The 25147-nt window shown below is 63.9% G+C and carries 23 protein-coding genes and 2 pseudogenes; 15 read left to right on the forward strand and 10 right to left on the reverse strand.

Features of this window, described 5'->3' with window-relative positions; all coding sequences use genetic code 11:
- On the forward strand, window positions 1-426 hold the full coding sequence (locus F8S13_01505; protein KAB8145784.1) for a hypothetical protein: 426 nt from the start codon (window positions 1-3) through the stop codon (window positions 424-426).
- Between the two features lie 50 nt (window positions 427-476).
- Here the strand turns inward: F8S13_01505 and F8S13_01510 are convergent, their stop codons facing one another.
- Window positions 477-827, reverse strand: coding sequence for a hypothetical protein (locus F8S13_01510; protein ID KAB8145785.1), 351 nt, complete (start codon window positions 825-827; stop codon window positions 477-479).
- A gap of 222 nt (window positions 828-1049) precedes the next feature.
- On the opposite strand from F8S13_01510, the gene F8S13_01515 reads away from it, so the two are divergent.
- From F8S13_01515 to F8S13_01530, 4 genes are all read left to right on the forward strand, one after another.
- A complete protein-coding gene (locus tag F8S13_01515; GenBank protein ID KAB8145786.1) occupies window positions 1050-2420 on the forward strand; it encodes a hypothetical protein in 1371 nt (456 codons plus the stop codon).
- Between the two features lie 79 nt (window positions 2421-2499).
- On the forward strand, window positions 2500-3231 hold the full coding sequence (locus F8S13_01520) for an MBL fold metallo-hydrolase (protein KAB8145787.1): 732 nt from the start codon (window positions 2500-2502) through the stop codon (window positions 3229-3231).
- A complete protein-coding gene (locus F8S13_01525) occupies window positions 3221-3808 on the forward strand; it encodes a TetR/AcrR family transcriptional regulator (GenBank protein ID KAB8145788.1) in 588 nt (195 codons plus the stop codon). Before F8S13_01520 ends, F8S13_01525 begins: the two co-directional genes overlap by 11 nt.
- Before the next feature lie 117 nt (window positions 3809-3925).
- Window positions 3926-5764, forward strand: a complete 1839-nt coding sequence (locus F8S13_01530) for a DNA mismatch repair protein MutS (GenBank protein KAB8145789.1) — start codon at window positions 3926-3928, stop codon at window positions 5762-5764.
- Window positions 5765-5887: 123 nt separating this feature from the next.
- On the opposite strand, the gene F8S13_01535 is transcribed toward F8S13_01530, so the two are convergent.
- From F8S13_01535 to F8S13_01545, 3 genes are all read right to left on the reverse strand, one after another.
- Window positions 5888-7825, reverse strand: a complete 1938-nt coding sequence (locus F8S13_01535) for a PAS domain S-box protein (GenBank protein KAB8145790.1) — start codon at window positions 7823-7825, stop codon at window positions 5888-5890.
- 158 nt (window positions 7826-7983) lie between these two features.
- The gene (locus F8S13_01540) at window positions 7984-8787 is read right to left on the reverse strand and encodes a response regulator transcription factor (GenBank protein ID KAB8145791.1); all 804 of its coding nucleotides are present in this window, start codon (window positions 8785-8787) and stop codon (window positions 7984-7986) included.
- A gap of 42 nt (window positions 8788-8829) precedes the next feature.
- On the reverse strand, window positions 8830-10812 hold the full coding sequence (locus F8S13_01545) for a PAS domain S-box protein (GenBank protein ID KAB8145792.1): 1983 nt from the start codon (window positions 10810-10812) through the stop codon (window positions 8830-8832).
- A 216-nt stretch (window positions 10813-11028) separates the two neighbouring features.
- On the opposite strand from F8S13_01545, the gene F8S13_01550 reads away from it, so the two are divergent.
- Together F8S13_01550 and F8S13_01555 are read left to right on the forward strand one after the other, a co-directional pair.
- Complete coding sequence (locus F8S13_01550; protein ID KAB8145793.1) at window positions 11029-11595, forward strand: TetR/AcrR family transcriptional regulator; 567 nt, start codon at window positions 11029-11031, stop codon at window positions 11593-11595.
- Between the two features lie 52 nt (window positions 11596-11647).
- Complete coding sequence (locus tag F8S13_01555) at window positions 11648-13015, forward strand: alpha-amylase (GenBank protein KAB8145794.1); 1368 nt, start codon at window positions 11648-11650, stop codon at window positions 13013-13015.
- A 5-nt stretch (window positions 13016-13020) separates the two neighbouring features.
- Here F8S13_01555 and F8S13_01560 read toward each other — a convergent pair whose 3' ends face one another.
- The 4 genes from F8S13_01560 to F8S13_01575 form a co-directional block, all read right to left on the reverse strand.
- Window positions 13021-13530, reverse strand: a complete 510-nt coding sequence (locus tag F8S13_01560; GenBank protein KAB8145795.1) for a DinB family protein — start codon at window positions 13528-13530, stop codon at window positions 13021-13023.
- A gap of 4 nt (window positions 13531-13534) precedes the next feature.
- Complete coding sequence (locus F8S13_01565) at window positions 13535-14191, reverse strand: hypothetical protein (protein KAB8145796.1); 657 nt, start codon at window positions 14189-14191, stop codon at window positions 13535-13537.
- Window positions 14192-14413: 222 nt separating this feature from the next.
- On the reverse strand, window positions 14414-15187 hold the full coding sequence (locus F8S13_01570) for a thioesterase (protein KAB8145797.1): 774 nt from the start codon (window positions 15185-15187) through the stop codon (window positions 14414-14416).
- A 244-nt stretch (window positions 15188-15431) separates the two neighbouring features.
- Window positions 15432-16283: an FHA domain-containing protein gene (locus F8S13_01575; GenBank protein KAB8145798.1), complete on the reverse strand. Its 852-nt coding sequence runs from the start codon at window positions 16281-16283 to the stop codon at window positions 15432-15434.
- On the opposite strand from F8S13_01575, the gene F8S13_01580 reads away from it, so the two are divergent.
- The 3 genes and pseudogenes from F8S13_01580 (at window position 16282) to F8S13_01590 (ending at window position 18192) form a co-directional block, all read left to right on the forward strand.
- The gene (locus tag F8S13_01580; protein KAB8145799.1) at window positions 16282-16485 is read left to right on the forward strand and encodes a YwbE family protein; all 204 of its coding nucleotides are present in this window, start codon (window positions 16282-16284) and stop codon (window positions 16483-16485) included. The genes F8S13_01575 and F8S13_01580 overlap by 2 nt on opposite strands.
- 125 nt (window positions 16486-16610) lie before the next feature.
- The gene (locus F8S13_01585) at window positions 16611-17132 is read left to right on the forward strand and encodes an ATP-binding protein (protein ID KAB8145800.1); all 522 of its coding nucleotides are present in this window, start codon (window positions 16611-16613) and stop codon (window positions 17130-17132) included.
- Between the two features lie 634 nt (window positions 17133-17766).
- Window positions 17767-18192, forward strand: a pseudogene (locus F8S13_01590) (NYN domain-containing protein).
- Between the two features lie 557 nt (window positions 18193-18749).
- Here the strand turns inward: F8S13_01590 and F8S13_01595 are convergent.
- On the reverse strand, window positions 18750-19040 hold the full coding sequence (locus F8S13_01595; GenBank protein ID KAB8145801.1) for a hypothetical protein: 291 nt from the start codon (window positions 19038-19040) through the stop codon (window positions 18750-18752).
- 97 nt (window positions 19041-19137) lie between these two features.
- Here F8S13_01595 and F8S13_01600 point away from each other — a divergent pair, with 97 nt between their 5' ends.
- Together F8S13_01600 and F8S13_01605 are read left to right on the forward strand one after the other, a co-directional pair.
- Entirely contained in the window at window positions 19138-19716 is a 579-nt protein-coding gene (locus tag F8S13_01600; protein KAB8145802.1) for a dihydrofolate reductase, read from the forward strand.
- Between the two features lie 1524 nt (window positions 19717-21240).
- Window positions 21241-21438 (forward strand): annotated as a pseudogene (locus F8S13_01605) (outer membrane autotransporter barrel domain-containing protein).
- A 119-nt stretch (window positions 21439-21557) separates the two neighbouring features.
- Here F8S13_01605 and F8S13_01610 read toward each other — a convergent pair.
- Complete coding sequence (locus tag F8S13_01610) at window positions 21558-22445, reverse strand: hypothetical protein (GenBank protein ID KAB8145803.1); 888 nt, start codon at window positions 22443-22445, stop codon at window positions 21558-21560.
- 73 nt (window positions 22446-22518) lie between these two features.
- On the opposite strand from F8S13_01610, the gene F8S13_01615 reads away from it, so the two are divergent.
- The 3 genes from F8S13_01615 to F8S13_01625 all read left to right on the forward strand — a co-directional run bounded on the left by F8S13_01615 (window position 22519) and on the right by F8S13_01625 (window position 25048).
- Window positions 22519-23226 (forward strand): YcxB family protein, encoded by a 708-nt coding sequence (locus tag F8S13_01615; protein ID KAB8145804.1) that lies wholly within the window; start codon window positions 22519-22521, stop codon window positions 23224-23226.
- Between the two features lie 12 nt (window positions 23227-23238).
- A complete protein-coding gene (locus F8S13_01620; GenBank protein KAB8145805.1) occupies window positions 23239-23745 on the forward strand; it encodes a YcxB family protein in 507 nt (168 codons plus the stop codon).
- Between the two features lie 115 nt (window positions 23746-23860).
- Window positions 23861-25048, forward strand: coding sequence for a DUF4419 domain-containing protein (locus tag F8S13_01625; protein ID KAB8145806.1), 1188 nt, complete (start codon window positions 23861-23863; stop codon window positions 25046-25048).
- Window positions 25049-25147: the final 99 nt, after the last annotated feature.

Here is a 25147-nt window from a genome sequence, read left to right on the forward strand (position 1 = left end):
ATGGACACACCGGCCTGCGCCGAGGCGCGACAAACGCTTGCGCCGCACATCGCACTGCCGAGCGGCCAAAACGGCGTATTGTGGCTAGCGATCGAAGGGTTTATCGAGATCGAGGAGGGCACGCTCGGCGATCCCGCGCTTGAGCACGCCGCCCAGCATGTGGCCGACTGCGACCGCTGCCAATCCTGGCTCGATCAGCTCTTCCCCGAGCGTGTGGAGGCCCGCGAGCGGGCCAAGCACTACTGCTGCACCAGCATGAACCTGGCGGTCAACGACCCGAAGGCCTCGCTGCGCTTCGAGTTCATGCTGTTTCGCGGCGAGGAGCCCTGCTGGATGGTGAACGACGGCATCGAGTTTGTGCACTACTGCCCGTGGTGCGGCAAGCCGCTGCCACCACACCCCTTCGAGCAGCCCACATCCACCTAACAATGAGCCGCCATGCACACCCATGGCGGCCCAGATCCCTACCAGCTGCGCTAGTTCACTGGCTCCGACGAGACCATCAGGGGCACCGCTGGCGAGAAGTAGACCTTCTCGCCGCTGCTCTGCTCGCAGACCCACACATTGCCCGAGGGCACATTCAGGCATGCCAGCCCACGCGCGGGCTTGCCGTTGGCATCAAGCACGTACCAGTAGAACGCCGACTCCGCAGAGGTGGCCGGAGCGGTTGGGACAACCGTTGGGCTGGGGGGGACGGTAGCGACAGCCGTCGCGGCGGCCAGCGGGCTGCCCATAGCCACGGTGGCGCAGCCTGCCAGCAGCGGCACCAAGAACAGCAGCGCGGCAGATCGGGCCTTCCGAGCCGTAGGGTGAGATAGTGTGCCCATGTGGTACTCCTCAGACAAATAGAAGACTTCACCGCTATTATATACGCGAACTGCATTGTTCATATCCATAGCGCTCGTTTTTATCGCAATAGCTCAATCGCCCGCTTATATGCAGACCACAATATCTTGCAGTCGCATCATGCGCTATACTAGCGGGCAGAGCCATAGCTGCATCTGCAGGTGGCACACTATGCCCGACAGGAACATCCTGATCATAAAAATATGAACGATGCACCGCAGAGCTGGTATAAGTTCGCCAAAAGCACCACACTTGAGAAGATCGCGCTGGGGATCATCACCGTGCAGATCATTGGCGCTGGCTACACCTCTTGGACCTTCACCCAGCAGTTTGTGCCCACCCAATTGATCTACCTTGCCTCGGAGCTTACCGGTGTTGCGATCACACTCTACTGCATTGTGCTGCTGCGCCGAGGCCTAGTCGAGCAGGCCACTGGATTGCTCAGCTTCTCGATCCTCATCCCCATACTTATGGCGGCGCTGCCCTTTGGCCTGACCCATGGCAATGTGCTGATGATCGCCACCACCATCCCGCTGATGATCGCCGGTCTCTACTCGGGGCGGCGCGGCCTGATCGCAATGGCAATCATGATTATCGCCTATGTGGTCGTGCTCGGCACGGCCGAGCTGCAGGAGTGGTATATCATCCGAGATCCGCCGCAGGATGTGGTCGGTGACACGCTGAGCATCATCCTAGTGATCATTATCTTTACCTGGGTGGTGTACACCTACGTGGGCGAGCTGCAAGATTCACGCATGCTGATGCAGAATTATCAGATGCAGCTTGAATCCGAGGTAGAGCGCCGCACCAGCGAGCTGCACGCCGCGCTGGCGGCCGCCGAGCAGGCCCGCGCCCACGCCGAGCAGGCCGATGCCGCCAAAAGCATGTTCATCGCCAGCACCAGCCACGAGCTGCGCACGCCGCTGCACGCGATCATGGCTATGAGCAAGTACCTAGGTAAGGATGGCCCGCTCAATACGACCCAGCAGAACCATCTGAGCCGCGTGCTGACTAACGCCTCGCATCTGCTGGACCTGATCAACAATGTGCTCGATATCTCGAAGATCGAGTCGGGGCTGCTACTGCTCGACCGGCAGGAAATGCAGATCGGCCAGCTGTTCGACAGCGTGCTGCGCGACACGGCGCTGCTGGTGCGGCAGCATTCCCTGATCATCAAGTCCGACATCCCCACCGATCTTCCACGGATCTGGGCCGACCCCGTGCGTCTCAAACAGGTGCTGATCAACCTGATCTCCAATGCCGTGAAGTTCACGCCGATGGGCACGATCACGATCAGCGCGCAGCTGGCCGATGGCCTGCTGAGAATAGCGGTGGCCGACACCGGCATTGGCATTGCCGAGGGCGATCTGGAGACCATCTTTTTGCCCTTTCGCCAGGCCCAAAACTCGCTCTCGCGGCAGTACGGCGGGTCGGGGCTGGGGCTGCCGATCAGCAGGCATCTGATCGAGCTCCATGGCGGCACACTCAGTGTGCAGAGCACCCTGGGCCTAGGTGCGACTTTTACCATCCATCTGCCTATCCATCCGGTTGTGGCGGCCGATGCTCCGCAGTGATCAGTGCTAGATGCTGCTTGACAAACTAATATTATTAGTCTATAGTCTATATATATTAGTTAAGAGAAGGAATACAGCAATGCGCGTCACCCAGCATGGGGCATATCTCACCCAGATCACCCGCTTCCCCCGCTTTTTTCCGATCAACACCTACCTTGTGCGCGAGGAAGCATGCCTAACACTGATCGATACCGGCATCCCCGGTATGGCCAAAGAGATCTTCCAGATCGCCCAGGGCATGGGCCTGCCGATCACCAGCATCGTGCTCACCCACGCCCACGGCGACCACGTCGGCTCGCTGGATGCGCTGCACACCCTGCTGCCCAGCGCCGAGGTCGCGATCTCGGCCCGCGACGCCCGCCTGCTGGGCGGCGACATGGGCCTGCTGCCCAACGAGCCACAGACCAAGCCGCGCGGCAGCTTCCAGAAGGTCGCCACCACGCCCACCCGGCTGCTCGGCATCGGCGAGCACATCGGCTCGCTGCGCGTGGTAGCCGCGCCGGGCCACACCCCCGGCCAGATCGCCCTCTACGACGAGCGCGACGGTAGCCTGATCGCGGGCGATGCCTTCCACACCCGCCCCAGCGTCACTGTGGCAGGCACCCTGCGGCTGGCCTTCCCCTTCCCAGCCATCGCCACCTGGCACTACCCCACCGCTCTGGCCAGCGCCCGCGCCCTGCGCGAGCTGCGGCCCACGCGGCTGGCCACAGGCCACGGCGACGTGGCCGAGCAGCCGCTGGACGCCATGGATGCCGCCATCGCCGCCGCCGCCCGCGACCTAGCGCAGAAAGGGCTGGCCCATGGGGCGTAGCGTCGGCATCGACCGCGACAAGATCGTGGCGGCGGCGGCCCAGCTGGCCGATGCCCGCCAGCTGGAGCAGCTGACCATGGCTCAGGTGGCCGAGCAGCTCGGCGTCAAGCTGCCCTCGCTCTACAACCACGTCAGCGGGCTGTCCGGGCTGCGCCGCGAGCTGGCGCTCTACGGGCTACGCCAGCTGGCCACCGAATTTGCCATCGCCAGCATCGGCAGGTCCGGCGACGTGGCGATCATCGCCCTGACGAGCGCCTACCGCGCCTACATCCACGCTCACCCTGGTGTCTACGCGGCCACCATCCACAAGCCCGAAGACGACGATCACGAGCACCACCAGCTCGCCGCCACGATCATCAATATCCTGCGCGCCGTCATGGAGCCATACGACCTGAGCGAGGAGCAGAAGATCCACGCCATCCGCGCGCTGCGCAGCGTAGTCCATGGCTTCTGCACGCTCGAACTAAGCAGCGCGTTTGGCATGAAGATCGATCTCGACGAGAGCTTCCGCCTGCTGATCCAGGGCTATATCGCCGGGCTGCGCTCGCTGCAGGAAAAAAATAGCCCGCCAGCATAGCGCAGCCCCCAGCGCTACGGGGAAGATCATGGGCAGCGGCAGGCGCAGCGCCGTAGCGCGGATGGGCCAGGCCGCTGGGCTGCATCGCAGCGCGGCCAGCTATGGTATGATCGCAGCATGACAACACCGCAACCCGAATCAACCTACCGCGAGCGTGTGGCCCGCTTCACCGCGCTGCGCGATCGCGAGCAGCAGCGCAGCGACCGCAACGGCAATATCAGCCTTGGGCTTATCATCATCACCCTGGTGTTCTTCGGCCTGTGGCTCTGGCAGGCCCAGCCGCTGCCGCTGGCAGGCGCGGCCAGCTTCGGGCTGGCCTTCCTGGTCTCATTCATCCGCCACGGCGATGTGAACCGCAGGCGCGACACCGCCCGCGACATGCTCGCCATCAGCCAGGAAGGCCTGGCGCGGCTCGCGCGCCGCTGGGACAGCATCCCACTGGGCGACCCCGCCGCCGCCGACCCCGCGCACCCCTACGCCGCCGACCTGGATGTGCAGGGCCGCGCCTCGCTGGAGCACCTGCTGCACACCCCCGCCACACCCGCTGGCCGCGCGGCCCTGCGCGCCTGGCTGCTAGCCCCCGCCGCCCCCGAGCAGATCCTGCGCAGGCAGGCCGCCGTGGCCGAGCTGGCCCCCCAGATCGAGCTGCGCGACGAGCTGGCCCTGCGCGGCAGGCAGCAGCGCGGCGGCAGCCAGGCCACCTTCGAGCGCCTGCTGACATGGGCCGAGTCGCCGCCGTGGCTGCTGGCCCGCCCCTGGCTGGTGTGGCTGCCCCGAGCACTCGCTGTGGCCGCGCTGGCCCTGCTGGCGGCGCGGCTGCTGGGGCTGCCGGTGGGCGCGCCGCTGGCCACCGTGCTGCTGGTCAACACCGGGCTGTACTTCGCGCTGGCGCGGATCGTCGAACTGCGGATCGAGCAGGTCGCCCAGCGGCAGGCCATTCTGGCATCCTACGCCGAGCTGTTCGCATGCCTGCTGGATGCCAAGCTAGACTCACCCGAGCTGCAGCACATCCAGCAGCAGCTGCACGCCCAGTCGCGCCGCGCCGATGCCCAGATGCGCCGCCTGGCCCGGATCATGCCCGCCGCCGAGATCCGCAAGTGGATCTTCTTCTTTCCCATCCAGGTCGCCACGCTGTGGAGCTTCCACGTGCTGTGGGCGCTGGAGCGCTGGCAGCGCGAGAATGGGCCGCACGCCCGCCAGTGGCTGGCCGCCCTCGGCGACGCCGAGGCCCTGGCCGCCCTGGCCACGCTGGCCTACGACCACCCCAGCTGGATCTTCCCCACGCTCGCCGAGCAGCCGGGCTTCGCCGCGCGCCAGCTGGGCCACCCGCTGCTGCCGCCCGCCGCCTGCGTGGGCAACGACGTGGCGCTGGGGCCGCCCGGCACCATGCTGCTGATCACCGGCTCCAACATGTCGGGCAAGAGCACCCTGCTGCGCGCCATCGGCCTCAACACCGTGCTGGCCCAAGCTGGCGGGCCGGTGTGCGCCAGCCAGCTGCGGCTCTCGCCCATGGATGTGGCCAGCAGCATGCGCGTGCGCGACTCGGTCGAGCAGGGCATCTCCTACTTCATGGCCGAGCTGCAGCGGCTGAAATTTGTGGTCGACCGCGCCGCCCTGGTGCGCGCCGACGGCGGGCGCACGCTCCTGTTCCTGCTCGACGAGATCCTGCACGGCACCAACAGCGCCGAGCGACTGATCGCCGCACGCGCCATCCTGGTGCGCCTGCTCGACCAGGGCGCGCTCGGGGCGGTCTCCACTCACGATCTGGCCCTGGCCGAATCGGGCGACCTGCCCGCGCGCGCCACGCTGGTGCACTTCCGCGAGCACTTCCGCGATACCGATGCAGGCCCGACCATGTTCTTCGACTACCAGCTGCGCGAGGGCATCGCCACATCCACCAACGCGCTGGCGCTGGTGCGGCAGCTGCTGGGGCCAGATGTCGTGGGCGAGGCCTAGCGCCCTTTCGCATGCCCCAAACAAAAACCCTCACGGATGGGCATGATGTGGCGCATCCGTGAGGGTTTTATTGTAAAAGCGTGCAGGCCTATGCGCTTCAGTGCGAAAAGCAGGTCGCACCAATCAGGCCACGCCCGAATCCCCAAAGCAGCGCGCCTGCACACACGAGATCAGCGCATCTGCCGTAAACGGCTTGATCAGGTCGGGCAGCGCCGGGAGGGTCTGGGCCAGCAGCGCCAGCGCGGCGTGGGTATGCCCCGAGGTATAGATCACCTGCAGCTGCGGCAGGGCGGCCATAAGGCGGGCGACCTGGGCCGCAAGTTCGGGGGTGTGGACATCGATAATCAGCACATCCAGCGCCTCATGCGGGCAGGCATGCTCCAGCAGCTCCGGGCCAAATGCCTGATAGCCAGCCAGGGCCAGCGCCGCGCGTGCAAACGCCAGCACGTGCGGGTCGGGGTCCACCACTAGCACGCTCCGGCGCAGCCCAGGGAAAGGCGGCGCGGGCGGCGGCGCAGCTCCCGCCGTGGCGAAGGGCAGGAAGACCTTGAACGTGGAGCCGTAGCCTAGGTCGCTGCCGACCCAGATCGCCCCGCCGAGCTGCAGCACCGCGCGCTGCACGCTGGAAAGCACCAGACCGTTGCTCGTGCCTGAGCGGCGCGATACAAAGAAGGGGTCGAAGATCCGCTCGTAGGCGGCCCGGTCCATACCCTCGCCGGTGTCGCTCACGGCCAGCATCGCGTAGCGCCCCGGCGTGAGCGTGTGGCCGGGCACGCTGGTCGCATCCAGCGCGACCTCGGCGGTTTCGATCAGCAGCGTGCCGCCCTGCGGCATGGAGTCGAGCGCGTGCGCCGCCAGATTCACCAGCACCAGATCGATCTGGTGCGCATCGGCGATGATCAGGCCAAGCGCCAGGTCAAGCTGTAGGCGCAGCTCGACCTGGCGGCCCAGCATCCGCTGCAGCATCAGGCGCAGCCGCTCGATACTGGTATTCAGCTGGAGGGGCTGGGGCATCAGCGCAGGCTGGCGGCTCAGGGCTAGCAGCTGGCGCGTGAGTATCGAGACGCGCTCGCCGGCCTCCTGGATCTGCTCCAGATCGTGGCGCAGGGCGGGGTGCTGCGCCACCTCATCCATCATAAAGCTGCACGCGCCCAAGATCACGGTCAGCGCATTGTTAAAATCGTGGGCCACGCCACCGGCCAGCCGCCCCACCGCCTCCATCTGCTGGCGGCGGATGAGCTGCTGCGCGAAGATCTGCTGATCGGTGATATCGGCGATCGAGAACACCACAGAGCTGATCTGGCCAGCGGCAGCGCGCACGGGGATGCCGTTCAGCGAAAGCACGCGCTGCTCACCGTTGGGCAGGCTGATCGTGTGGTGGATGTCGGGGGTTGGCTCGCCCCGATCAAGCACCTGGCGCAGCGGCATGTCCAGCGCAGGGAGCGTTGCTCGGCGGGCAGGCTCATCAGCGGGCAGCGCCAGCAGCTGCTCGGCGCGCGGGCTGGCAAACACCAGCTGGCCTGCGGCGCTCATCACCACGATCGCGGTTGTGCTGGCGCTCATCACCGCATCCCATAGCTCGCGGTCGGCCTGAATCTGCTCCTCGGCCCGGTGCAGCGCGGTAACATCGTGGGCATTCAGCACGATCCCAGCCGCTGCGGGAATATGCAGCTGGTTCTTCGCCGTCGCCTCGACCCAGCACCACTGCCCATTCTGGTGGCGCATGCGCATCTGCAAGCTCGTGCGCGCCCCTGGTGCTAGGGCCAGCGACTCAAGCAGCGGTACGATCCGAGCCTGATCTTCTGGGTGGATCAGCGGGTAGAGCAGCATGCCGAGGCATGCGGCGGGGGCATACCCGAGGATATGCTCGACCGCCGGGCTTATGGCGCAGATCGTGCCACGCGCATCGAGCAGCGCCACCACCTCCGAGCTGCCCTCGGCAAAGGCCAGCAGGCGCTGCTCTGCCGCCGCCAGCTGGCGCTCAAGCTGCTCAACTCGGCGTCGGAGCTGTTCACCCTGATCAAGACATGTTGTCGGTCCGTCGCCATTCATGGTAACCATACGCTTCCCGTACCAGAGCCTTATTGTCGATACTACCTCCAGTCGTGTGGCAATCGTAGCGAGAAGGCCGGGATCTGTAAAGGGTCAAAAAAAGATCAGTAGGCACACATCCGGGTGGATTCGATGTGGCAACAGGCCGTGGGCTGCTATGTGCTGCCCTAACTTCGCTCATCCGGATCAACCAGACGGAAGCCGATCCCGCGCACGGTGACAAGGTAGCTCGGGTCGATCTTGCGTCGCAGGTTGCGGATGTGCACCCGCAGCAGCTCGTGCGACTCAAGGGCATTCAGGCGCGACTGGTGGCTGCGCGAGGTCAGCTCGGTCCACGAGACCACACGGCCATCGGCCTCGGCCAAGGTGATCAGCAGGGTGAACTCGATCGGGGTCAGGTGCAGCAGCTGGCCATTGAACGTGGCCACGTGGCGGTGGCGATCGATCTCCAGCCCGCCGATGCGCAGAAACCGCTCCAGCGTGTGGCTGGCAGGCGTGCTGGCCGCAGGTGGGGCGGCTTCCTCCACGGGGGTGCCGCCCACCACATCGGCGATCTGCGAGGCGATGGTGCGCAGGGCGTGGGCGCGGCGCATGTTCTCGCGGCGGCGGCGGCCAGCGGCGGACACCGCGGCCAGCATCTCCTCGTTGGGGCAGGGCTTCAGCAGGTAGTTGCAGGCCCCGGCGCGCATGGCCGCCACAGCGGTGGCGATCGTGCTGTTGCCGGTCATAAGGATCACCTCGGGCGGCTCGGGGCGGCTGCGGGCGGCGTTCATCACCTCCACCCCGGTGATATCGGGCATCCAGATATCGGAGAGCACGATATCAAACGTGCCCTGCTCAAGCTCCTCGATCCCGCGCATACCCAGACCCACATCCACCACCCGGTAGCCATTGCGCGTCAGCACGCCTGCCAGCATCACACGCGCCCGCTCATCATCCTCAACCAGTAGTACGCGCAGCGGTGAATCCATAGATTGCCTCACTTCAAAAATCGACAAACCGCTCTGGCCGCGCTAGGCTTTGCGGAACAGATCGTGGAGCTTGCTCCCAAGCGTCGCGGGGCTGAAGGGCTTGGGCAAAAATGCCACGCCAGCCGTCAGAAGGTTCTCGATGATCTGCACATGCTCGGTATACCCCGAGATCAGCAGCACCTGAATAGATGGGTAGATGCTGCTCAGCTCCACCGCCAGCACCGCGCCATTTTTGCCGGGCAGCACCACATCGGTCACCAGCAGGTCGATCAGGCCGGGGTAGGTGTGCACCAGAGCCAGGGCCTGATCGGCATCTGCTGCCTCAAGCACGGTGTACTGATACTTATTTGCGGCCCGCACGATCATCTCGCGCACCAGCGGCTCGTCTTCCACCACAAGGATGGTGCCGCCACCGCTCAGCGTCACGGGCGGGGCTGGCTCGGCCACCTCGGCGGCGGCGATGCGCGGCAGCATCACTGTGAACATGGTGCCTTCGCCCAGCGTGCTCTGCACCTCGATCTTGCCATGCAGCTGGGTGATGATCCCGTAGCAGGTGGCCAGGCCCAGGCCGGTGCCTTTGTCGGGCGTCTTGGTGGTATAGAACGGCTCGAAGAGGTGCTCCTGGGTCTCCGCGCTCATGCCGATACCGGTATCGGCGATCTCAAGGCACACATAGGCGCTCTCGTCGCTCTCGGCACCATACTGGCGGTGGAGCATATTCCGCACGGTGATGCGCAGCCGCCCGCCATTGGGCATAGCATCGCGGGCGTTCACAGCCAGATTAACGATCACCTGCTCGATCTGGCCTGGGTCGGCCATGATCCGCCAGATATCGGCGTCGATCACCGTCTCCAGCTCGACATCTTCGCCAAGCAGGCGCGCGAGCATGCGGCTCAGATCGCTCACAATCGTGCCGATATCCACCGGCTGGGGCGAGATCAGCTGGCGGCGCGCGAAGGCCAGCAGCTGGCGGGTGAGGCTAGCCGCTCGCTGCGAGGCCTGATCGACCGCGGCCAGATCCTCGTGGGCGGGGTGGTCGGTCGGCAGGGCCTCCTGCAGGATGTCGGTGCAGCCGTGGATGATCTGCAGGAGATTGTTGAAGTCGTGGGCCACGCCGCCCGCCAGCCGCCCGATCGCCTCCATCTTCTGGGCCTGGTGCAGCTGCTGCTCCAGGGCGCGCTGCTCGGTGACATCGCGGGCCACCAGCACCAGGTAGCCGTCGCCCTGATCCGAGGCATAGGTCACGCGGCCCTCCATCCAGCACCAGGTGCCATCGGCGCGGGCGAAGCGGTAGACGCTCTGCGCGGGCGCGCCGCGCAGGGCCTGCTCGAACTGGGTGCGGGTCTGGGGCATATCGCTGGGGTGGATGTAGTCATAGTAGCATGCGCCGATCAGCATCACCGAGGCGTAGCCCATCTCGTTGGTGTAGGATGGGCTGGCATACAGAAAACCCCCGCCGGTATCCAGCAGGGCGATCAGATCTTTGGTATTCTCGGCGATCAGCCGGTAGTGCGTCTCGCTCTCGCGCAGGGCGCTGGCCACCTGCTCGGCCATATCGGCGCTCTGGCTCGGGTCGGGTGGTGTGAGCGCGCTCACGGCGGCGAGCGCGGCGATCACGGCGGTGATGCCCAGCGCCGCCAGCGACGGCGAGATCGCGGGGAACGAGCTGGTGAGCGAGACATAGCCCGCGCTGGCAAGCGCGAACAGCAGCGCGATCGCGATCTGCAGCAGGGCGCTGCGCCACGTGTAGGCCTCGCGGGTGAACAGGCCGACCGCGATAGTGGCCACGATGCCCGCCACAACGATCGTGATAGTGGCCAGCGCATAGCTGCCCGACACCAGCGGCACATAGCACATCAGCAGGATACCAATGATGCTGACCGCAAGCACCCGGAGCTGTGGGGTTCGTATGGACACGCTACGCCAATCCACGTTCGAAATCGAAAGCTTTTCCTGAGATCGTAGCCAGCGCATCAATCTTGACCTTGCTGTTCGGCGATGCTTGATGATAGGACAAATTGTCATAGTACGGTCGTCAGCTCGTTGGGCTGGGCTGTATTATAACAGATACTTTTCGAGTCTACGATAGATTTATCTCCGATGGCGCGTCCAACATCTGTTAGGAAAGCACGCTCCTAGGTGACCGATTCTACGAAGGGCAAAGGATTGCCCTTGACAACAAGGTACCGATCGGTATAATACTCTCAGCACATATGCATATTTGTCAAGAACAGACACCCTATGGATAACCGTTCGCTGCTGATGCAATGCGCGCTCCGGCTCTTCGCCGCCCGTGGCTACGACGCTATCGGCGTGCAGGAGATCGCCGAGGCCGCCAAGGTGACCAAGCCCACGCTCTACCACTACTTCAAGAGCAAGCGCGGCGTGCTGGAAGCCCTCGTGGCCGAGGGCTTCCAGCCCTTCCTGCACGATCTGGCCGAGGCCGCACGCTTCGAGGGCGATCTGCCGCACTCGATGTACCGCGTTATCACCACATTCTTCGCGTTCGCCCGCCGCGAGCCGCTGCTCTACCGCATGCAGCTGGCCATGTGGTTTGTGCTGCCCGAGAGCGAGGCCCATCAGGTGATCTCATCCATCACCCAGCAGCAGCAGCAGATCTTGGAGCAGCTGTTTCTCGAATCCGCCGAGCGCCACGGCAACATGCGCGGCAGGCACCGCATCTACAGCGCTACCTTTCTCGGCGTCATCAACACCTATATTGGCATATCGCTCAACCACAGCATGGAGCTGAACGACGAGGCGGTGCACCGCCTGATCCAGCAGTTCTCGCACGGCATCTACTCGTAGTCTTTTTTATGTCCGCTCTATACCTACCGGTATGTACCCAAGGAGAAACACGATGCACCCATGGGCCTCCGACAGCTTCTTCTACCACATCTACCCGCTCGGCCTCTGCGGCGCACCGCAGCACAATCACCTCGACACGCCCGCCGTGCCACGCCTCGCCCAGCTCCAAGAGTGGACACCGCACCTCCAGCAGCTGGGTGTGAACGCCATCTATCTCGGCCCGCTGTTCGAGTCGCACAGCCACGGCTACGACACCATCGACTACGCCACCGTCGACCGCCGCCTGGGCAGCAACGCCACCCTGGCCGATCTGGTGGCCCACTACCACCGCAGCGGCATCCGCGTGATCCTGGATGGCGTGTTCAACCATATCGGGCGCGGGTTCTGGGCATTCCGCGACCTGTGCGAGCACGGCCAGGGGTCGCGCTACCGCGACTGGTTCGTTGGGGTCGATTTCGGCGGGCGCAGCCCCTGCGGCGACAGCTTTACCTACGAGACATGGGGCGGCCACTACGAGCTGGTGAAGCTAAACCTGCAGCACCCCGAGGTGCGCGCATACCTGTTTGGTGTGGTGGCGCGCTGGGTAGAGGAGTTCGATATCGATGGGCTGCGGCTGGATGCGGCGGATGTGATGGATATCGGATTTCTGAACGATCTGGCCCAGCACTGCCGCAGCCTGCGCCCTGATTTCTTCCTGCTGGGCGAGGTCATCCACGGCGACTACACCCGCTGGGCCGGGCCGGGGCGGCTGGATGCCACCACCAACTACGAGTGCTACAAGGGTCTCTACTCCAGCCTAAACGATGCCAACTACTTCGAGATCGCCTACGCGCTCAACCGGCAGTTTGGCGAGGGCGGGATGTACCGCGACCTGCCGCTCTACACCTTCGCCGACAACCACGATGTGAACCGGCTGGCCAGCACGCTGCACAACCCCGCCCACCTCTACCCGCTGCACGCGCTGATGTTCACGATGCCGGGGGTGCCATCCATCTACTACGGCAGCGAGTGGGGCATCGGCGGCAGCAAAAGCGCCACCAGCGACGCCCCGCTGCGCCCCGCGCTGCCCAGCCCCGCCCACATGCGCGGCGCGCCCCACCCCGATCTGGCCCACGCGATCGCGCGCTTCGCACAGCTGCGGCGCGAGCACGCGGCCCTGCGCCACGGCGACTACCAGCAGCTGCTGGTGCGCCACGAGCAGCTAGCCTTCGCGCGGGCCTATGGCGGTGAGGTAGCGGTGGTGGTGCTGAATGCGGCGGAGGAGGCGCTGCCGCTGCAGGTGCCCACCAGCCTGCCCGAGGGCACGCGGCTGGTGGATGTGCTGGATGCGGGGCCAGGGGCGGTGGTGCGAGACGGCGCGATCCACCTGGAGCAGGTGCCGAGCTGCTGGGCGAGGGTGCTGCTCGCCCAGCGCAGCTAGCGGGCCTACGGCTCGGGGGCGTAGGGGGCCAGCTCCTCGATGTCGCCCACGTACACCGGCAGGTCGGTGTGGCCGAGCATCTGGCGGATGGCCTGGATCTCACCGATGTGATACCAGTAGTGGTAGGTCACGCGGCGCATAGCCGAGCCGATGCTCTGGCCCGACACATCGCCGTTGTAGGGAAGATCCTGCTGGAGCAGTTCGGTGGTGAGGGTATCGAGGAATTCCTCCGAGCGGGCGACGACGGCGTGCCAGCAGCCCAGCGCCACATCCAGCGGCGGCGTGAACATCGGCGCGCCATAGCAGAAGTCGCGGGCCAGCACCGGCTCCACCATCACGCCCTGGGCGCGGTCGAGCCAGCACTGCTGCTCCTGCCATGCCAGGTGGGCCACGTTCCAGCTGATGCAGTTCATCGGGCCAAGGTGGCGGGTCGCGTCCTCTGCGCTGATGCCCTCAAGGCCGCGCAGCCACTCGCCGCGCGTGAAGCGCAGCTGATCTACCAGAGGGTGTGCCATAAAATTAGTGCTCCTCTTCGTCAAGCACGGGCACAATGGTCTGAAGCCGCTGGGGCGTGATCGTCACCAGGCCGCGCCCGCGAAGATCCTGCACGTGGTACCACACGCCGCTGCGCGAGGGGATGGCCAGCGCCCGCTGGATGTCGCGGTAGGTCGGGCCGCGCTTGTGCTCCTCGTAGAACTCGCGCACGTAGTCCAGGATGCGGTCGCGCGGCTCGGCGCTGGCCGAGCTGTAGGTCTGGCGCTCGCCCGCCTCGGCGGGCGGCGGGGCCTCGCCCTCGGCGGGCTTGGGCGCGGGCTGCGGCTCGTCCTCCATGTCGCCCACCACGATCCGCCCGTAGCGGATCTGCGCGCTGTAGCGCCCTGGGGCGATCTGCAGCTTGGCCGGTGCCCACACCCGCGGGCTTGAGTTGGTGATGTGCAGCTTCTTGCCCGGCTCGGTGTCGCGCCGAGGGATGATCACCACCTTGTCGCCAAACTGCTCGATGCTGATGCGCGGCGGGCGTTCGAGGCGGTACCACAGCTCGCGCCCGATGATCAGCTCCAGCCGCCCCTGGTGCTTGCGGTCGCGCCGACGGTTAAAGCGCACGAATGCCTCAGGGTCGCGGCCATCCGGGTCTGGCTCGGCCTGAAGCATCGAGATCTTGCGTACAACTGGCATCGCGTAGCCCTCGCTTCAGAGAACATTGTTAGGGGTATACTACGAACAAACGTGCGTATTGTCAAGATTGTACGTGTCAACACAGCTATTGCACACGATGGAGAAACCGAGCCGCCAGCGGCGCACCAGCGCGCCGTCCGAGATCAGCGCGATCGCGGCGAGCTCATAGCAAAGGCGGGGAGCGATACGCGCCCCCCGCCCTACGCCACACCTCAGCGCCCGCTAGGCTGCCCGCGAGATCTCGGCCAGATCCAGATCGATATCGCGCTGGATGGCCCACAGCAGCAGCGACTGCGCGCTGTTCAGGAAGAAGTGATTGCCGGGCAGCGCGCGGATGAGAAACTGCCCGCTGGTCTGCTCGCGCCACGGCTCGACCTGATCGTAGCTGGCGATCGCATCCTGGGTGCCCGCGAAGGCGCTGATCGGGCAGGGCAGCGGCGCACCCGGCTGGTGCTGGTAGGTGCCGCACAGCTCGAAGTCGGCGCGCAGGATGGGCACCACCAGCTGCATCAGATCCGTATTGCGCAGCACCTCGTCGGGCGTGCCGTTCATATCGCGCAGGTAGCGGATGAAGCCATCCTCGGGCAGGCGGTAGACCGTCGGGTTGGGGTTGGGCAGCTGCGGCGCGCGGTGGGCCGAGACAAACAGGTGGGCCGGGCAGAGCCCGTGGTGGGCGATCAGGTGGCGGGTCAACTCGTAGCTGATCAGGCCGCCCATGCTGTGGCCAAAGAAGGCAAACGGGCGATCGAGCAGGGGCAGCAGCCCCTCGGCCAGGGCCGGGATGAGTGTCTCCAGGCTGCGAAACGATGGCTCCAAGATGCGGGTCTCGCGGCCAGGCAGGCGCACGGCGTGCACCGCGATGCTGCTGGGGAAGCTGCCCGGCCACGCGCGGTAGACCGCCGCCCCGCCCCCCGCGAAGGGGAAGCAGAACAGCCGCAGCCGCGCCTGGTCGCTCGGCTTCGTCGTATCGATCCAGCGGCTGACAGGTGTGTCCATAACCCTATCCTCTACTACCAAACAAGTTCGATTGCCATTGTAGATGTTTATGACAAAATTGCAACTCGCGGCAGGAGTCAGGGCGCTTTACCACCACGCCAACAAGACACCAAGGGAACACATAAATAACGGCACGAAGACCCGCAGGCGCAACACGCCCGCCCATGATGCGCGTTGGGCCGACCGGGCAACGCGCCACGCATTGCCAACGGTCGGCCCAACGCACCACACGGCCCAGGGCGGGCTAGAGCCGCACGGTCTGGGTGATGTAGCGGAAGAACAGCTTGATGCTGCCCACGCGGATGGTGGTCTTGTCGGCCAGCTGGGTGGGGGTGCGCGGGGCCAGCGGCATCTCGTTCAGGGCCGTGCCGTTGGTGCTATCCAGATCCTCGATGTCCCACTGGCCGCCGCGAAAGCGCAGCAGCGCGTGGTTGCGGCTCACGCCCATCGAGCCGCCGCCCAGGCTGGTCAGGTCGATGTCGGGCAGGCGCTGCGCCCCCGCGTCGGCCCAGCCGATCAGGTACTGGCCGCGCCGCACATCCAGCGGGAAGCGGGCGTTGTTGGGCAGCACCAGCTCGCTGGGCACCGCAGGCGCGGGCGTCAGCTGCTCGACGCTCTGCTGCAGCTGGTAGAACTCGCTGCGGTGCCGCTCCAGCAGCCCGGTGATCCGCTCTAGCTCGCGCTCTAGGTTCTGGATGTCGCGGTACTTGCGGTCTAGCTCGGTGTAGAGCGCCATCCTCCGCTCGGCGGCCATCAGGTTTTCGCGCAGGGTGCGCATCTCCAGGTCGCGCACCCCCAGGTCGCTGCGGGCGCGGGCCAGCCCATCCTCGGTAATTCGGCGCAGCGTCTCGGGCTGGCTGGCCAGGGCGCGCTCGTTGGTGGCGATCCAGTCGCGCAGCTGGCGCACATCCCGATCCACCTGGGCGACGCTGCGGCGGAGATCGTTGATCTCCTTCTCAAGGGAGGCTCGGTCGGTCATTCCATTCACTCCTTGCGGCACAATCAGGCGATGCCGGGTACAATACCCCAGGCGTCGCTGCTTGGCAATTCGACGCCCGGTTCCGCCATTCGGTTGCAGAGAGCGAGAGACGACCATGCAGGGAAGACAGCGTAGCAATATTCGCCCAGGCCTGAGGGTGGCGATCGTGCTCAAGCAGGATCAGCGCACCGGCAGGCGCACCGTGGGCGTGGTGAAGGATATTCTGACCAGCTCGGCCACCCACCCGCACGGCATCAAGGTGCGGCTGCAAGATGGCCAGGTGGGCCGCGTGCAGGAGATCTTGGCCGAGGGCGACTGATAGAGTTCGCCCAGCCTCCCCTAACCTCCCTACCACCAAGCCATCAGCTCGCGATCATTGACCGCTGCCCGCACGCCGTGTATCGTTGGGGCACACCTCAGCACCAATGGAAAGGGCAGCGGCCAATGATCATCATGCTCAACGGCTCCTTTGGCGTGGGCAAGAGCACCACCGCCGAGGCGCTCCGCCAGCGTATCGCGGGCAGCATCATCTACGACCCCGAGTATGTCGGCATGCTCGCCCGCCACCTCACCGAGGGCCTGCGCCAGGGCGAGGAGGCCACCGACGACTTCCAAGACATCGCCCTGTGGCGCTCGCTGACCGTTGCGGCGGCCCAGGGGCTGTGGCGGCGCTACCAGCGCCCCATGATCGTGCCCATGACCCTCGCGCAGCCCGCCTACCTCGACGAGATCCGCACTGGGCTGGCCGCGTGCGCCCCCACACACCACTTCTGCCTGGTCGCACCGCTCGCCACCGTGCAGCGCCGCCTCGCCCAGCGCGGCGAGCAGCCCGGCTCGTGGGCTTGGCAGAAGGCCGAGCGCTGCGTGCCCATACTCGACCACCCCCGCTACGCCCAGCACATCCCCACCGATGGCCGCGAGGTGCCCGCCGTGGTCGAGGACATCCTCGCGCGGCTGCCGCGCTGAGGCCAACGCTTCGTCAGCCCCGCCCAACGCCGCATCCGCACCGCCGAACGAGGAGAAAGCGGGGCCATGCACCCCATCAGCGCCGCTCTGCTTGCCCTCGCGGCGCTGGCCACATGCGTGGCCAGCGCCGCGCCCACTGTGCCAGCGCCTGCCCTGGACAGCGGCCCGAGCTACGCAAGGAAGAAGGCAGCGGGCAGGGCCTCTACTTTGGCCCCAAGAAGTGGCGCGCGCGCATATCAGTCGGCGTGCCGCGCGGAGCGCTCGTCGCCGTCGATGCGGCGAGCAGCGCGTGCACAATAGTGTATCTGCATGACAGTGATCACTGTGAGTCATTATTAAAACATGCTGCCGCGAGAACACATACCAGATTCAATCCATATCATCCCCATCATACATATTGCCCGCATCGCACTAAGGGCAAATCTGCTATCCTCCCACTAGGCGCTTATTATGATGCATTGCAGCTATCGCCCCATCTACAACGCGCGTACTGCAGCTATTGCAAACGAACACGAAGTTTGCCCCTACAACCTCACCATCGCACCGACCTCAGCCATAGGCAAACTGAACGCAGGCAGCTGTTAGATAATCATGCTATACTCGCACAAAGCCGCATGCAGCAGGGCCTACCGCTATGGCAACACCCAAGGCAACGATCGCACTGCTTATCGATGCCGATAACGCGCCCGCATCCAAGATCACCATGATCTTGAGCCAGATCGCCCATTATGGCGAAGCCAACATCCGCCGCGCCTACGGCAATTGGAAAAGTCCCAACCTCCAGGCATGGGAAAACTGCCTGCACGAATACGCCATCCGGCCCATCCAGCAGTTCGACTACACCAAGGGCAAAAACGCATCCGATCTGGCAATGACCATTGATGCGATGGATCTGCTCTACACCCAGCGGCTTGATGCCATCGCCCTAGTCTCCAGCGATAGCGACTTCACACCTTTGGTGATGCGGCTGCGCGCACATGGGCTAAAGGTCTACGGTTTCGGCGAAGAAAAAACACCTACACCTTTTGTCAAGGCATGCACATCCTTTCACTTCTTTGAGCCAAACGGCCGGACCAAAGGCTTGGAACAAAAAACCGCCGCTGAGACCAAGCAGGCTGAAAGTCCGCCAAATACATCCTATCCGCTTTTTCCCGTATTTGATATTCCCGAGAAGCCGCCCCATTCTGCACCATCGCCTGCGCTTATTGAGCCGATTCCAAACCACAATACAACAGCTGCCAACGGTTCAAAGAAAGGCAAGACAACAGCTGTAGCGCCGCAGCCCACCACACCAAAAAAAGCGGCGCAGCCTGCGCCCGCGCCTACCAAAAAAAGCGGCGAGCAGCTCAAGCACAATACCATGCTGCTCAATAGACTATATAAAGCGCTCGATGAAGCCAAAAAAGATGATGGCTGGGCAGATCTTGCCAGTGTTGGAAGCTATCTCTCACAGCAGGCAGGGTTTACGCTGCGCAGCTATGGCTACAGCAAGCTGCGCAGCCTGTTCGAGGCCATCGATCTTTTTGAGGTACAGATGCGCGCTAAGGCCGCCTACGTGCGGAGAAAATCTAGCGCTGGCGCAAAAAAGACCAAGGCTTGATCTAGGCCAAACCAGGCTTAATCGCATTGGAATGCGATTAAGCCTGGTTCATCCACTTGACCCAACGCTTCATCCACTCGACCCAACGCTTCATCCACCCGACCCAACGCTTCATCCACCCGACCCAACGCTTCATCCACTCGACCCAACGCTTCATCCACCCGACCCAACGCTTCATCCACTCGACCCAACGCTTCATCCACCCGACCCAACGCTTCATCCGCTCGACCCAACGCTTCATCCACTCGACCCAACGCTTCATCCACCCGACCCAACGCTTCATCCGCTCGACCCAACGCTTCATCCACCCGACCCAACGCTTCATCCACCCGACCTCACGAACTCTACCTACCGCACCATATGCTACAATGCCCGCCACATCATCCCGACAGAGAAGGAGCGACGATGCGCAAGCTTATCTACTATGTGGCGTGCAGCGCCGATGGCTTTATCGCTCGTAGCGATGGCAGCTACGACTACTTCCTGTTTGATGGGGAGCACTTTAACGATCTCATCACACGGTTCCCCGAAACATTCCCCGCTCCAGCTTGGCAGCCTATGGGCATCAGCGGACCAAATAAGCTTTTTGATACAGTGCTGATGGGCCGCGAAACGTATGAGGCAGGATTACCTGTAGGGCTCACCAGCCCCTACCCACAGCTGCGGCAGTATGTCTTCTCGCGCAGCATGGCCGAAAGCCTCGACCCGCAGGTCACGCTTGTGTCTGATGGTGCGGAGGCGTTCGTGGCGGCGCTCAAGCAAGAGGATGGCATGGCGATCTGGCTGTGTGGTGGGAGCAAGCTAGCGGCGACGCTGCTACCGCAGATCGACGAGCTTATTCTGAAAGTAAACCCCGTGCTTATTGGCCAGGGCAGACCGCTGTTTGATGGAAAAGCTACCACCATCGGGCTGAAGCTGCTGGAGAGCAAGCCCTATGCAAACGGCTTCGTGCTTCAGCGCTATGCGCTAGAGCAGCGAGCCTAGCCCAACGCACCCACAAGCTGTATGGCCATATCGATCAAGCAGAGCGAATGGCCATACGCATCACACCAACCTATGAATATCACATCTATCATCACATCCATTGCCGCCATCGGTGCGCTGGCCGCGCTGCTACCCATAGCGGCCACGCCCAACGGCAGCGCAGCCAGCACCGCTGCCGCCTACGACGATGCCCCCGTAGTGCTGACCGGGGCCGACCTGCCGACGCTGGCGGGCAATGCACCAGGCACCATTGTCGCTTGGCGCTACAGCGGCATCTGGAAGCAAATCCCAGTGCAGATCGATGAGCGCGCCGTGGTGGACTATGCTACCATCTACAAGAACAGCGCGATGACCGGCGTCACCGCGCTGGTATACACCGACGCAACTACGTGGACCGGGGCTGATGCCAATGCGACCTTCGACACCAACGATGAGCTAGTGTTCATGGCACGCGATGCGGGCCAGCGGCCTGCAGTGTGGGCCGACCCGCCCCATGTGGTGGCTGGCACCGCCCGCGAGGTGCGGGTGAGCGATCCGCAGGATGCGCAGAACACCACCTATGTCTACCTGTTCGAGCAGGATGGCACGCTCGACCAAACGGCGGGGTCCAGCTATGTGTCGTACAGCTTCGCGCTGAACGGCGGGGCCTACAAGAGCGTCTACACCAACCCAATGGCTAGCACTGGGCCAAACCCCGAAAGCTCGACAGTGGTAGGCCAGACCTACCAGACCCACTTCACTGACCGCTGGGTGAACGACGAGCTATGGCTCACCGGCACGAATGGCACCTCAGCCGATCTGCTCGACCGCCACAAGGTGCTGTTTGCCCCTGGCAACTGCGGGCGCAGCGAGAACACCTTCTCGAATGGCGTGTCGCCCTACCCGATCGGTGCGTTCATCGCCAACAAGAGCGGGCCGGTGCGGGCCATCCGCTCGTATGTTGGGGCCAACAGCGGCCCGCTGACCCAGCGCGACCATCTCTTTTACGGCCAGCACCAAGAGATGCGCACCGCGCTGCGCGTGCACAGCGTCCCAGGGATCATGGACTTCTTCGACTGGAGCGATCAGGCCGTGGGGATGACCTACGCCAACTCAAACAATACAGCGGGTGTGACCGTCGACGGCGTAGAGGAGACGATCACAGCTAGCAATCTAGCCTGGGCAATGATCAGCGGCACGCCGGGGAGCATTGTCGAAAGCTACGCGGTAGAAAGCGACATCGCAGGGCTTCAGCCGACCTCGTACTACCTCGACGACGCAACCCCATCGACCACGCAGTGCACCGGAGACAGCAAAGCCATCGGCTCGGCGGGCGTGTGGATCAACCAAAGTATCCCGTGCACCGACCCGCTGCCCGCTTCGTTTGGCGGAACGTGCCCGAGCAGCTACAAAACGCTGAAGCTGCGCCGCTCGATGCACTATAGCGGGCAGTCGACGACTGCAGGCGCTGCCGCCGACTATGCCACCGCCGACGCGCAGCCGCCTTCGGCCAGCGTGGGCGCGTGGGTGGCCCCCACTATGACCCCGACCGCCACGCCTGAGACTCCGACCATAACGCCTGAGACCCCGACCATAACGCCTGAGATCCCGACCATTACCCCTGAGACCCCGACCATAACGCCCGAGACCCCGACCATTACCCCTGAGATCCCGACCATAACGCCCGAGACCCCGACCATAACGCCCAGCGTTACTGCCACTCCAACAGTAGCACCACAGCCAGCAGCGCATAGCATCTATCTACCGCTGATCATAGCACCATAGCCTATCGCCAGAATGAAAGGCAGGCCGCATGATTTCTCATGCGGCCTGCCTGCTTTGATCAAGGCAACAAATGAGCGCTACGCCTGGGCGCACGCCTGATACAGCGCAGAGTAGAAGGCATCCGGCTCAATCGAAAGCGGCAGGCCCGACACCCCGCCATCGCCCGCCTCCACCACCAGCCACGAGCCATCCTCCTGCGCCGCCACATCCAGCGTGATAAAGCGGTTGGCAAAGCGCGCGGCCAGATCCTGCCATAGCCCACGGTTCGCATCCAGCGCCGAGGGGTCGCGAAAGGGCGCGTGCGCAATGATCGCCCCATCGAAACAGAACAGGCGGTACTCCTCGTGGATCGGCTGGCCCTGCATATTCTGGCCAAGCTCGACCAGCGGGTGGTAGCGCCGCAGCACCAGCCCCTTCTCGAACAGGCTGCCGCGCTCGTAGAGAAACGCCGCAAGCGTGCGCTCAAAGTCGGGGCGCGTGGTGTGGGCCGGAAGGTAGCAGGCCTCGCGCCAGCGATGCTTGGCCGACTTCACAAAATCCTTCAGAATGGCCGGGGCATCGGACACCTGGCCGTACAGCTCCCAGGCCCTCCCCGTATCGCTTCCGTCCATCCACACTGTCTCGGGGGTGTGGCCGCGCAGATGGGCGTAGGCCAGCGGCAGGTAGTGCGCCTCGGCGTAGGCCTCGGGCGGGGTAAGCGGCTGATAGCCGCGCTGGGCCAGCGCACTGTAGAGCGTGGCGTACTGCGTGTCGCTCAGCATCCAGCCACGGTAGAGCAGCGGCTCGCCAGCCTCGGGCGCGGCGGGGCAGCGGCGCAGCGAGCCGCGCAGATCGCCAGCGCGCAGCGACTCTAGCTCGTAGAGCGCGCACGAGAACCCGGCGGCGCGCGCAGCCTCGTACTCGGCCTCGTAGTCAGGGTCGGGCCTGGTGGGCGCAATGGGCAGGCTGGGAAACAGGATGTGCATGGTGTTGTACCTTGGCGTGGGCCTGGGGCCTAGCCCCACAGGGTAGGCTGCACAGGCGGTCGGCAGCCGTGCTATGATAGGCGCGGTTGGGCAGCTATCGTACCATAACTTCGACGATGTATTGGCAACGTTGAGCCAAGCGCTAGCAACAAACAACCCGTCATTGGGAGCCATCGACGATCTATCCAAGCATTCTTTTTTGTGCAGAGGGAACCACATGACCGCCACCTACAACATCACCGAAGAAGACATCTACGCCTTTAACCACTACAGCATCGCCCATGTGCCACTTGTCAAAGCTAATATCCGCACTACTGGTTTCACCTTTCTTCTATTTGCCTTCCTACTTGGAATAATTTTCCTGATTACACATGATAACGTCTTCGTCTTTGTCTCTCTGTTTGGGCTAACAGCCTTAAGTTTCTCGATGGCTATCTACATTTTGGTCTTCTCAAAATACTATATTGGCAATACGCTCAAAGGGCAGATCAAAAAAGGCGTCTATCAAAAATTGCTTGGCCGACAGAGCCTCACCCCAACCGCGCAGCAGCTACACTTAATCACGCGATATTCCGAAACAAACTACCGCTGGGGTGGAATAGACAGCATCGAGCTGAATGATACGCATATGTTTCTGTTTGTCAGTGCAGCTCAAGCTATCATTGTGCCGAGCCGCGCCTTTGAAAGCAAAGCGCTCTGGCAGACCTTTGTCGATGAGGTGAAAGAGCACCACAGCCGCGCCATCCAGCAGAATCTGGCAGCAATAGCAGCGCAGCAATAGCGAGAGGAAGCCATGCAACCACTCACCATCCGAGCAGGCTGGACAGAAGAAGATCTGATCGAGACACTCCGTGACGTGCGCAGCCTCAGCCGCCCACGTATTATTATGAAGTATGTCGGGGGAGTGCTGTTGCTCATGTGCGGTGTACTGTTCCTACTCCTGGGAGCAATGCAAAGCCTGTACTATGGCAGCTTGATGGTAGCATGCTTCCTCTTTGCTGCGCTACTGCTGCTGGATGCACCGATTAGCCTGTGGAGGCTCCGGCAAAACCTGCGAGCGAACCCCGACATGCAGCAGCCGATGGTAATCAGCTTCGACGAGCATGGGATGACCATCCACCAGCGCAAGATCGAGCAGCGGATCGACTGGAAGATGTTCAGCCGGTTCCACGACCTGCCGCGCTGCTTTGTGCTAGCCAGCAAGTCGCACCGCTACACCCTGCCCAAGCGCTGGCTCAGCCCCGCCGAGCAAGACGAGCTGCGGGCAATGGTGGGCGAGCGGCTGCCGAACAAAGCGTAGCGCATAGCAAACGGGGCGTCGGCGTACCCCAACGCCTCGTTTGCCCAGCCCAACGATCCATCCAGCGCGGCGCATAGCCGCCCACCGCCCGCCGCCGCAACAACGGAGCCGCCGCATGACTACCTTCCCCGTCGCCAACGTCCTAACCAACACCCAGCCGCTGCGCGTGATCGACAGCGCAGCGGCAATCACAAACCTGCTGCCCTACCCCATCGAGCAGATTGGCCCACTGCCGCCGCTGGCCATCTGCGGCGAGGAGCACCCGCTGATCGCCGCCGCCGTGGAGGCCTTCACCAAGCGCCGCCCGCTCCTGCTCTCGCCCGACATCATCTGGTTCTGCATCGCGCAGGGCTTCGCCAGCCACATGGCGCTCCACGCCGAGAAGCTGCGCGGGCGATTCGTCGACCACCAAGGCAAGAAGCGGCTCGAAGTGCGGCGCGATGACTTTGCCATCGGTCGTGTGAACCCATGGAATGAAGTATTTGATGCCTTCTCGCAGCAGATCGAGACCAACATGGGTGTGGGAATGCACCGCCTGATTGTGGCCAACTTCACTACGACCGATTCAACAAAGCAGGCTGCCTCGGCAGTGGCAATGATGGACTCTTTTCAATACTATTTTGAATTCCAGGTTTTCTTGCTTGGCTATAGCGAGCCAACAGAGGATATACCAATCCGACCTCGCGAAGGCATCCCCTCGATCACGCTGCTGGGTACGCCCGCCGACTGGCGCTCGGTGCGACAGCGCGCCCTGGCGCTAGGCGAGTACGGCCTGGCGTGGTGGGTCAACGAGCTGCGGCCCATCCTCGACGGGCTGGTGGCCAGCGCCGAGGGACAGACGGACCGCGCGTTCTGGAAATCGTTCTTTCACCGCCGCAGCGGGTGGGAGGGCGAGGAGATCACTGGCTGGGTTCACACATTGTTTCCCTACCTCAAAGAAGGCGATGCAAAACCCTACGCAAACCCCCGCCTGCCACAGTGGCGGGAGCGTCTGCGCGCCGCCCAAGCCGCGGCGATCATCCAACAATCGCCGCTGGACAAGCCGCCATCGGACATGCCCGACGACGTGTTCAAACGACGAATCGCATTCACCAAACGCAACTACGGGCTATCGGCGCGGGCGTTCCCTGTGGGGTTCTGCAGCGCACCAATAACACTCATCACGCCCTTTGCCACCGATGAACTGCGCTTTATCGGCGGGCTGTTCGGCGTCGCGCCGGATGCGGCGAGCGGCGCGCTCACGCCCGCGTTTGGGTGGGCGGTGGCATACGATAATCTGAAGCCAGAGAGACAAGGATACTAGCGCAGGCCTTCTGCAAAGCTAGAGTATCCCTATGATCGGGTAAGCACTCGCAACGCTACCGCACCTGCGCCGAACGCCTCATCCGGCGCACCCAACGAA

This window comes from Chloroflexia bacterium SDU3-3, from assembly GCA_009268125.1.
Lineage (GTDB): Bacteria > Chloroflexota > Chloroflexia > Chloroflexales > Roseiflexaceae > SDU3-3.

Excerpts from the sequence above, each read along its gene's own strand:
- F8S13_01505 (KAB8145784.1), top strand. The coding sequence starts at position 1 with ATGGACACACCGGCCTGCGCCGAGGCGCGACAAACGCTTGCGCCGCAC.
- F8S13_01510 (KAB8145785.1), bottom strand. The coding sequence starts at position 827 with ATGGGCACACTATCTCACCCTACGGCTCGGAAGGCCCGATCTGCCGCG.
- F8S13_01515 (KAB8145786.1), top strand. The coding sequence starts at position 1,050 with ATGAACGATGCACCGCAGAGCTGGTATAAGTTCGCCAAAAGCACCACA.
- F8S13_01520 (KAB8145787.1), top strand. The coding sequence starts at position 2,500 with ATGCGCGTCACCCAGCATGGGGCATATCTCACCCAGATCACCCGCTTC.
- F8S13_01525 (KAB8145788.1), top strand. The coding sequence starts at position 3,221 with ATGGGGCGTAGCGTCGGCATCGACCGCGACAAGATCGTGGCGGCGGCG.
- F8S13_01530 (KAB8145789.1), top strand. The coding sequence starts at position 3,926 with ATGACAACACCGCAACCCGAATCAACCTACCGCGAGCGTGTGGCCCGC.
- F8S13_01535 (KAB8145790.1), bottom strand. The coding sequence starts at position 7,825 with ATGGTTACCATGAATGGCGACGGACCGACAACATGTCTTGATCAGGGT.
- F8S13_01540 (KAB8145791.1), bottom strand. The coding sequence starts at position 8,787 with ATGGATTCACCGCTGCGCGTACTACTGGTTGAGGATGATGAGCGGGCG.
- F8S13_01545 (KAB8145792.1), bottom strand. The coding sequence starts at position 10,812 with ATGACAATTTGTCCTATCATCAAGCATCGCCGAACAGCAAGGTCAAGA.
- F8S13_01550 (KAB8145793.1), top strand. The coding sequence starts at position 11,029 with ATGGATAACCGTTCGCTGCTGATGCAATGCGCGCTCCGGCTCTTCGCC.
- F8S13_01555 (KAB8145794.1), top strand. The coding sequence starts at position 11,648 with ATGCACCCATGGGCCTCCGACAGCTTCTTCTACCACATCTACCCGCTC.
- F8S13_01560 (KAB8145795.1), bottom strand. The coding sequence starts at position 13,530 with ATGGCACACCCTCTGGTAGATCAGCTGCGCTTCACGCGCGGCGAGTGG.
- F8S13_01565 (KAB8145796.1), bottom strand. The coding sequence starts at position 14,191 with ATGCCAGTTGTACGCAAGATCTCGATGCTTCAGGCCGAGCCAGACCCG.
- F8S13_01570 (KAB8145797.1), bottom strand. The coding sequence starts at position 15,187 with ATGGACACACCTGTCAGCCGCTGGATCGATACGACGAAGCCGAGCGAC.
- F8S13_01580 (KAB8145799.1), top strand. The coding sequence starts at position 16,282 with ATGCAGGGAAGACAGCGTAGCAATATTCGCCCAGGCCTGAGGGTGGCG.
- F8S13_01575 (KAB8145798.1), bottom strand. The coding sequence starts at position 16,283 with ATGGTCGTCTCTCGCTCTCTGCAACCGAATGGCGGAACCGGGCGTCGA.
- F8S13_01585 (KAB8145800.1), top strand. The coding sequence starts at position 16,611 with ATGATCATCATGCTCAACGGCTCCTTTGGCGTGGGCAAGAGCACCACC.
- F8S13_01600 (KAB8145802.1), top strand. The coding sequence starts at position 19,138 with ATGCGCAAGCTTATCTACTATGTGGCGTGCAGCGCCGATGGCTTTATC.
- F8S13_01610 (KAB8145803.1), bottom strand. The coding sequence starts at position 22,445 with ATGCACATCCTGTTTCCCAGCCTGCCCATTGCGCCCACCAGGCCCGAC.
- F8S13_01615 (KAB8145804.1), top strand. The coding sequence starts at position 22,519 with ATGATAGGCGCGGTTGGGCAGCTATCGTACCATAACTTCGACGATGTA.
- F8S13_01620 (KAB8145805.1), top strand. The coding sequence starts at position 23,239 with ATGCAACCACTCACCATCCGAGCAGGCTGGACAGAAGAAGATCTGATC.
- F8S13_01625 (KAB8145806.1), top strand. The coding sequence starts at position 23,861 with ATGACTACCTTCCCCGTCGCCAACGTCCTAACCAACACCCAGCCGCTG.